Origin of the sequence: Sandarakinorhabdus sp., from assembly GCF_041689835.1 — a bacterium.
Lineage (GTDB): Bacteria > Pseudomonadota > Alphaproteobacteria > Sphingomonadales > Sphingomonadaceae > Sandarakinorhabdus.
The window spans coordinates 1-7,681 of sequence record NZ_JBDNFM010000253.1; the positions used below are offsets into that span (position 1 = coordinate 1).

Below are 7,681 nucleotides of genomic sequence, written 5' to 3' on the forward strand. Positions count from 1 at the left end.
AAGGCCAATTATGAGGTCACGGACAACATTGAAGTTTATGGCCGTGGCATGTTCTCCAAGAACACCGTGCGCACCATCATCGCACCGTCGGGCCTGTTCTCGCAGACGGTGCCACTGCCGCTGTCGAACCCGTTCATACCGACCGCGATCCGCAACCAATATTGCGCCTTCAATACCAGCTCGGTAGCCTCAGGTGCTTACACGCCGCGCTTCACCCCGTCTGAGTGCAACGCTGCGGCGACGGCTCTCAGCCCAGCGGATCCGAACTATCGTTCCGTCACCACGCTTCTTAGTCGCCGTACCGTCGAAGCCGGCACGCGTGACAGTGAATTCACCACGACCGTATTCGACTACACCGCCGGCCTGCGCGGCAAGCTGACCAACACGATCGATTGGGACGTGTCTGCCGCCTATGGCGAGAGCGAAAATATCAATCGTCAGACCGGTTACCTGATCAACGATCGCGTGCTGGATGCCCTCGCTGCAACTAATACCTCGACTTGCCTCAGCGGCAACGCGCTGTGCGTGCCCTTGAACCTCTACGGTCCGGCTGGTTCGATCACGCCGGCGATGGCCCGCTTCATCTCGGGCGACTCGACCGTCCGTACCACGACCAGCCTGACTCAGGTTCGCGGCTTGCTGTCGGGTGATCTGGGCATCGGCTTTGGTGATGCCGAAGCCATCGGTTTTGCTGTCGGTGCTGAGTATCGCGACTACGGCGCCGCCGTGTTGCCGGACGATTTCTCTGAACGCGGTGTGCTGGGCGGCGGTGGCGGCCCGACGCCGCGCGTCGCAGGCGGCTACAACGTCAAGGAAATCTTCGGCGAAATCATCGCCCCGATCCTTGAAGGCAAGCCTTTCTTCGAGAACCTGACCGTTGAAGCTGGCGCGCGTTATTCGTCCTATGAAATTGCTGCTCCAGGCAATCCGTCGTTCGATGCCTTCACCTGGAAGGCCGGCGGCACGTGGGAATTCGTCCAGGGCTTCAAGGTGCGTGGTAACTATAGCCGCGCCGTCCGTGCGCCGAACATCGGCGAACTCTTCGCGCCAGTTTCGCGTGGCCTGACCAACCTGGGTACTGATCCGTGCGCTGGTGCCGCTCCGGTGAACAGCGCCAACCTGCGCGCGGTCTGCATCGCGCAGGGCGCTGCTCCCGGCATCATCGGCCAAATCGATCAGCCGGCTGCGGGCCAAGCCAATGCCTACGGCGGCGGCAACCCGAATGCGAAGCCGGAAAAGGCCAGCACCTGGACCCTGGGTGCGGTGTTCCAGCCAACCTTCGTTCCGGGCCTCGCCATCACGGTCGATTATTACAATATCAGCGTGACGGATGCGATCACCAGCCCGCTGCCGGGTGATGCGATTGCGGCCTGCTTCGGCAGCGTCACTGCCGCCAGCGCCACCAGCGCGGCCTGCACCGCGATCCGGCGTGACCCGTTGTCTGGTTCGTTCGATGGCGAATCGCTTGGCCTGCCGCGTCCGCTTTCGAACCTTGGCCGTCTGAAGACCGACGGTCTGGACGTCAATCTGACCTACTCGAACGATCTCGGCTTCGCGAAGCTGGGAGTGAGCGGCAACTTCAACTACACCTTCCGCTCGCAGTTCCAGGCAACGCCAACGTCGGTCAACCGCGAGTGCGTCGGCTACTACAGCCCGAACTGCTCGTTCACCGGTTCGATCCAGCCGAAGTGGCAGACCTCGCTGCGCACGTCGTTGGGCTTTGAAACCTTCGACGTGTCGCTGCTGTGGCGCCACATCGACAGCGTCATCCAGGAGCCGCTGAATGCGGCCGCCCCGACCGCTGCCAATGGCTTCTTCGGTGATGACACGCCGTTCTTCCCGGCCTTCCGCAAAATCCGGGCCTACGACTATTTCGATCTGACCGGCCGCTTCAACATCAGTGACAACCTGTCCCTGGTTGGGGTGGTGAGCAACCTGTTCGACACCAAGCCTCCGCTCGTTGGTGCTGCTGCTGGTTCGACCGCGTTCAACAGCGGCAACACCTTCCCGTCGACCTACGATACTCTGGGCCGCCGTTACACCGTCACGGTTAACGTCCGCTTCTGATGCGGTGCCCGCAAGGGCGCAGAAATGCGAAAGGGCGGGTGGCAACACCCGCCCTTTTTGCTGTTTGAGAGCCGCTGAAGGAAACGGCGGCGCTTCGGCCCACCGGTTGGATCAAGCCTGTAAGGCGCGCGGCAGTTCCATCGGCACCCCAGCGGCGTTGGCCACGGCTTCGGCCCAGATCGCCACCTTGGCAATCTCGTCAGCGTGCAACGCCTCCGCCGAACGCTCGGCGGTGCGATCGTCGGACGTGAAGGCCTGGCCAAATTTGCTGTGGCGCGTGAAAATAGGCCCCGAAACAATCGCTTGTGTGTCCAGCGGCACCCCAAAGAAGCGGCACAGCGCTGTCATTGCCGGGCCGGGCTGAGCCAGCAACAGCTCCGAATCCAGCGTAGCCACCCGGTCGCCAAACTGCGCCGCCATCCGCGCAAACAGCGCATGCTGAGCCAGCCAGCCCATGGCGGCGACTTGCAGATCGGTCTGCCCGAGATAATCCTCGCCGCTGAAGCCAAAGCCGAGCAGCCCCTGCTTGAGCTGTTTGACCAGCAGTTCGCGTACCCACAGCCGCCCATCCATGCCCTTGCGCGCCACCGAACCCAGAAACACCGGCAGCGGCGCATACAGCAGCAGTGCTCGCGCGTCCGGGCGCAATTGCAGCATCAGCGGCGCCATGGCGTTGCAAAGATTGCTGGGCTTGATCACCACCGCCTCGCCCGGCGCAAATGGCCGGGCAAGCAGGGCGAGACTGTCATCAAGCACGCTGGCGATCTGCCCCCCGTCGCCGCCGCGCAGCTGCCAGCCGATCAGATCGTTGAGGATAACGGGTTCTTTCAGGCCCATCGCCAGCCCGGGCGCATCGAAGGCCCGCGCCAGCAGCGTGGAACAGCAAAAGGCGCTGTGAACGATAAAGCGCAAGGGGGCTGGCGATCCGGCCTGCGCCCGCGCGGCCGATCGCGCCACGATGCTGGGCTTGGCCTCGCCAAGATATTCGTCGGTCAGGAAGGTGGCGCTGCCGTGGGCGCTGCGCGGGGTGTGGCGGAAATGGATGGCATCGTGCTGGGGATCATAACGATGCGGCAGCCAGACCGGATTGGAAGCAATAATGGTCACGCCAGTGATTTGACGCGCTGCCCGATAAAGTGCAATCCCTACCCTTCAAAGCGCAACTTCATTGCGCGTCGAACAGTGCGATAAAAGGATGTTTGCTCGTGCGCGATTATGCCTTTGCCTTGCTCATTGCCGCTGCTGCGCTGGCACCGGCGGCAGCCCAGACGCCTGCTGCGGCGCCCCCGGTGGACAAAAGCCAGGAGATCGTCTGCAAGCGTGACAAGGAAACCGGCAGTCTGGTCAAGGTCAAGCGCACCTGCCTCACGCGGCAGCAATGGGCCTATGTGCAAGAAACCAATCAACAATTTGCCCGCGACCTGAACAATTCGACCATGAGCCGGCCCGGCAGCCAGTGACCGCCGGCACTGCCGGTGCGGTGCGGCCGATTTGGCCATGGAATTGACCATGACGGATCCCGAAAAGGCCGCCCTTGAACGCACTGCGCAAGCCGGCATCGCAGCCTTGCAGCGCGGTGACGGCACAGCAGCCCGTGCGGCGTTCGAATCGATTGTGGCCAGTGGCCGTGCCACACCGCAGATATGGCTGTGGCTGGCGCAAGCCTGTGATATCCTTGATGATCGCGGCGCCGTGATGGCGCATGTGGCGCGCGTTGTGGAAGGCGATCCGGCCAATCCCTATGCACTGGTGATGGCCGGCGAAGTGCAGACCCGCAGCGGCAATGACCGGGCCGCCATCGCCTGGTATGAACGTGCCCTCAACGCAGCGCAGGGCCGGCAGTTGCCCCCCGATTTGATTGCGCGTCTCGGCCGGGCTGCCACCGCTCGCGAAGTCGCCTTTTCCCGCTTTGAAGCCGGGATGACCGGGGCGCTTGGTGATGCGGGTATTGATCCCACCACCACCGGTCCGCGTTTTGCTGAGGCCCTGCAGATCGTGTCGGGGCGCAGCCAGCCCTATCTGCAGCAACCCACCAGTTTTTACTATCCGCGCCTGCCGCAGGTCCCGTTTTACGACCCGGCGGATTTCGCCTGGACCGGCGCGCTGGCCGCTGCGCTGCCAGCCATCCGCGCCGAAGCTGAAGCCGTGATGGCTGGGGGCGGTGGCATTGCCCCTTATGTGGTGGCCGATCCGGACCGGCCCAACAAGGGCCACGCCCTGCTGGCGGATGCGCGCTGGAGCGCCTTCCACTTGTTTCACGGCGGACAGCCGATTGCTGATCATGCGGCCCGTTGCCCCGCCACCATGGCGGCGCTGGGCGAGGCCCCCCTGCCGCGCATTGCAGGCACGGCGCCGATGGCGCTGTTTTCGATCCTGGCGCCGCACACCCATATTCCGCCCCACCACGGCATGCTCAACACACGGTTAATCTGCCATTTGCCATTGATCGTGCCCGGTGGCTGCCGCTTGCGGGTGGGCGGTGAGGTGCGCGATGTGCGCGCTGGCGAGGTGCTGTTGTTCGACGATTCCATCGAGCATGAGGCCTGTAATGACAGTGATGCGCCGCGCGCCATCTTGCTGTTTGAAGTGTGGCGCCCGGAATTGACCGTCGAAGAGCGCCGCGCCTTGACGGTGATGTTTGAAACGGTGGCCGCCTACACGCCGGATCAGGCCTGATTGCGCGGCGGCGGCATGGATCTGCCCATCACCAGCCAGAACGCCAATGCTCCGGCCATCGTGAGCGAGAACCGTGTGTCTGAAACCACGCTACGCCGGCGCGGGGCGGTGCTGGCGGGAGAGGCACTGGCGGATTGGCCGGGGCTGCGGAGCTCTGGGCCAATGTCAGAAAATCGGGGCTTGGCGGTGTCGGGACTGCCGGGGACGTTGGTGCTGCTGGATGGGCTGCGGCTGGCGCCGGCCGCGGCTGGTCAGGTTGATCTGTCGTTGGTGCCGCTCGCGGTTCTGGACGGCGCCCGGATGAGTGCGGGCGCTGCCGGCGCGGCGCACGGGGCTGGTGCGCTGAGCGGTGTGATTGATCTTCAGTTGGCGGCGGCTGGCGGCGGCGGCCGGGTGTTGGCGGCGGCTGGTGGGCAGGCTGGCGGACAACCTGGGCGGGGCATCGGCGTGGTTGATCTGCGGCTGGGCAGTGATTTTGGCTGGCTGAGCGGCGGTTTCACGCACGGCGGCGCGCTGCCCGGAATCGGCGCGGCGGGGCAACGGCGCTGGCATTTGGCCGGGCGTTTCCAGCAGGCTGTTGGCGATGTCCAACTTTGGGGCCGGGGGTTGTTTGCCAGGCGGCGTGAAGGCGGCGCGCGGGCCGATTGGCATGATGTGGCGGCCGGCATTTCGGGCGGCACGCGCTGGCAATGGCGGCTGGCGGCGGCGCGCGGCGGGCAGGATGAAGGCGCGGTGAGCAGCCGGCTCGGCCAGGCGCAGGCGGCGGTGAGCGGGGCGACCGGTTTGACTCTGCCGGGCGCGGCTGAGCCGATCAGTGTGGCGGCGGGGGCCCAATGGCGGCGTCTGCGGCTTGGCCCAGCGGCGGTGCGGGCGCGCGAGATTTTTGGCGAGGTCGCTGTGCCGATCTTGCAGGATCGGCCGGCGGCGGAAAATCTGGTGGCGACGCTGGGCGTGCGGCAGGCGTGGTTGGCGGGAACTGCTAAAGTTTCTGGGCGCAGCGAAACGCTGTGGCAAGCCGGCGGCCGCTGGGAGGCGTTTCCCGGCATCGCGCTGCGCGGGCAGGTCGCGCGGGGGATCGATGATTTCGCGACTGTGAGCGGAATGAGCCGCAGCGCCGGGTTGATCGCGACGCCGGCGTTCGTGCCGGGGTTTGCGCTTACCTTGGACCGCAGGTGGCAATCACAGGGCGCGGCGCGGGTGCAGGCGGTGGATGTTTCGGCCAGTTGGCGCGGGCGAGTGGGTGCGGATGCGCAACTGGCGCTGACCGCGCAGGCTGTCCATCACGACCGCGCCGATTTCACCCCGCTGCCGGTGCCGCGCTTTGCCAGCCTGGTGCGGGCGACGCTGGAAACCGGCCCCTGGGCAGTGAGCGCCGGTTGGCGGCATCGATCGGCGCCGGCGGGCGGGATTGATGTGAGCGTGGAGCGGCAGATTGGCGAGCGTTTGCGGGTGATCGCCAGTGTGAGCAACGCCGGGGATGCACGGCCGGCCGGGCGGCAGGCGTTGCTGCAGGTGGTGGCGGGGTTTTAGGCGGCCGTCACCCCGCGACCAGCGCCAGCTTGCCGTCGCCTTCGTCCACGTTCACCGTGCTGCCGTCGGGCACGCTGCCAGCCAGGATCATTTCGGCCAGCGGATCTTGCAGATGTTTCTGCACGGTGCGTTTCAGCGGCCGTGCGCCGTACACCGGATCATAGCCCACGCGCGCCAGCCAGCGCCGGGCGGCGTCGGTGAGGTCCAGCGTCACCTTGCGGTCCTTCAGCAGTGCCTGCACGCGCGTGACCTGGATATCGACGATGGGGGCCATCGCCTCTTGGCCAAGCCTCTGGAAAAGAACGATTTCATCCAAGCGGTTGAGGAATTCCGGGCGGAAATGCCCGCGCACCACCTCCATCACCCCGGCTTCGGCTTCGCTTACGGGTGCGCCGTCGGGCAGGGCGGCGATATATTGCGAACCAAGATTCGACGTCAGGATAATCAGCGTGTTGGTGAAATCGACGGTGCGGCCCTGGCCATCGGTGAGCCTGCCATCGTCGAGCACTTGCAGCAGCACGTTGAACACGTCGCCGTGGGCCTTTTCCACCTCGTCGAACAACACCACCTGATACGGCCGCCGCCGCACGGCTTCGGTGAGCACGCCGCCTTCTTCATAGCCGACATAGCCGGGAGGCGCGCCGATCAGGCGGGCAACGTTGTGTTTTTCCATGAACTCGCTCATGTCCAGCCGCACCATGGCGCGCGGATCGTCGAACAGGAACTGCGCCAGCGCCTTGGTCAGCTCGGTCTTGCCGACACCCGTTGGGCCGAGAAACAGGAAGCTGCCCAGCGGGCGGTTGGGATCCTGCAGGCCCGCCCGGGCGCGGCGCACGGCGCTGGAAACGGCCTTCACTGCTGCGGCCTGGCCGATGACCTGCGCCGACAATATGCTTTCCATCTTGAGCAATTTGTCGCGCTCGCCTTCCAGCATGCGGTCCACCGGGATACCGGTCCAGCGCGAAACCACGGCGGCGATATCGTCGCCGGTGACTTCCTCGCGCACCATGGCGGCGGCGGTGGCGACTTCGGCTTCGGCCAGCTGGCGTTCCAGTTCGGGGATGCGGCTGTAGGTCAGCTCGCCGGCTCTGGCGTAATCGCCGCCGCGCTGCGCCTGTTCGACTTCGAGCCGGGCCCCGTCCAATTGCTCCTTGATGCGGGTCGCACCGGCGAGCTTTTCCTTTTCGGCCTGCCAGCGCCGCGTCAGCGCGCCCGACCCTTCTTCAAGGCCCACCAGTTCGCCGTTCAGCGCAGTCAGCCGTTCCCGGGAGGCAGCATCGGTTTCACGGCTGAGCGCGGCGGCTTCGATCTTCAATTGCATGATGCGGCGGTCGAGCGCTTCGATCTCTTCGGGCTTGCTCTCCACCTCCATGCGCAGGCGGCTGGCCGCTTCGTCCATCAGATCGAT

General features: G+C 65.4%; 6 protein-coding genes. 4 read left to right on the forward strand and 2 right to left on the reverse strand.

Going from position 1 to position 7,681, the window contains the following annotated elements; translation table 11 throughout:
- A partial coding sequence (locus ACESL8_RS12945) for a TonB-dependent receptor domain-containing protein (protein WP_372919508.1) occupies positions 1-2,067 on the forward strand: 2,067 nt, incomplete at its 5' end.
- 111 nt (positions 2,068-2,178) lie between these two features.
- Here ACESL8_RS12945 and ACESL8_RS12950 read toward each other — a convergent pair.
- Positions 2,179-3,174 (reverse strand): hypothetical protein, encoded by a 996-nt coding sequence (locus ACESL8_RS12950; RefSeq protein WP_372919510.1) that lies wholly within the window; start codon positions 3,172-3,174, stop codon positions 2,179-2,181.
- A gap of 98 nt (positions 3,175-3,272) precedes the next feature.
- Here ACESL8_RS12950 and ACESL8_RS12955 point away from each other — a divergent pair, with 98 nt between their 5' ends.
- Genes ACESL8_RS12955 through ACESL8_RS12965 form a run of 3 tightly spaced genes read left to right on the forward strand, consistent with a single transcriptional unit; the run spans position 3,273 to position 6,273 of the window.
- On the forward strand, positions 3,273-3,527 hold the full coding sequence (locus ACESL8_RS12955) for a hypothetical protein (protein ID WP_372919512.1): 255 nt from the start codon (positions 3,273-3,275) through the stop codon (positions 3,525-3,527).
- 49 nt (positions 3,528-3,576) lie between these two features.
- On the forward strand, positions 3,577-4,743 hold the full coding sequence (locus ACESL8_RS12960; protein WP_372919514.1) for an aspartyl/asparaginyl beta-hydroxylase domain-containing protein: 1,167 nt from the start codon (positions 3,577-3,579) through the stop codon (positions 4,741-4,743).
- A gap of 15 nt (positions 4,744-4,758) precedes the next feature.
- Positions 4,759-6,273, forward strand: coding sequence for a TonB-dependent receptor plug domain-containing protein (locus ACESL8_RS12965; protein ID WP_372919516.1), 1,515 nt, complete (start codon positions 4,759-4,761; stop codon positions 6,271-6,273).
- Between the two features lie 7 nt (positions 6,274-6,280).
- Here the strand turns inward: ACESL8_RS12965 and ACESL8_RS12970 are convergent.
- The coding region (locus ACESL8_RS12970; protein ID WP_372919518.1) for an AAA family ATPase at positions 6,281-7,681 on the reverse strand (1,401 nt) is incomplete at its 5' end.

Excerpts from the sequence above, each read along its gene's own strand:
- ACESL8_RS12965 (WP_372919516.1), top strand. The coding sequence starts at position 4,759 with ATGGATCTGCCCATCACCAGCCAGAACGCCAATGCTCCGGCCATCGTG.
- ACESL8_RS12960 (WP_372919514.1), top strand. The coding sequence starts at position 3,577 with ATGACGGATCCCGAAAAGGCCGCCCTTGAACGCACTGCGCAAGCCGGC.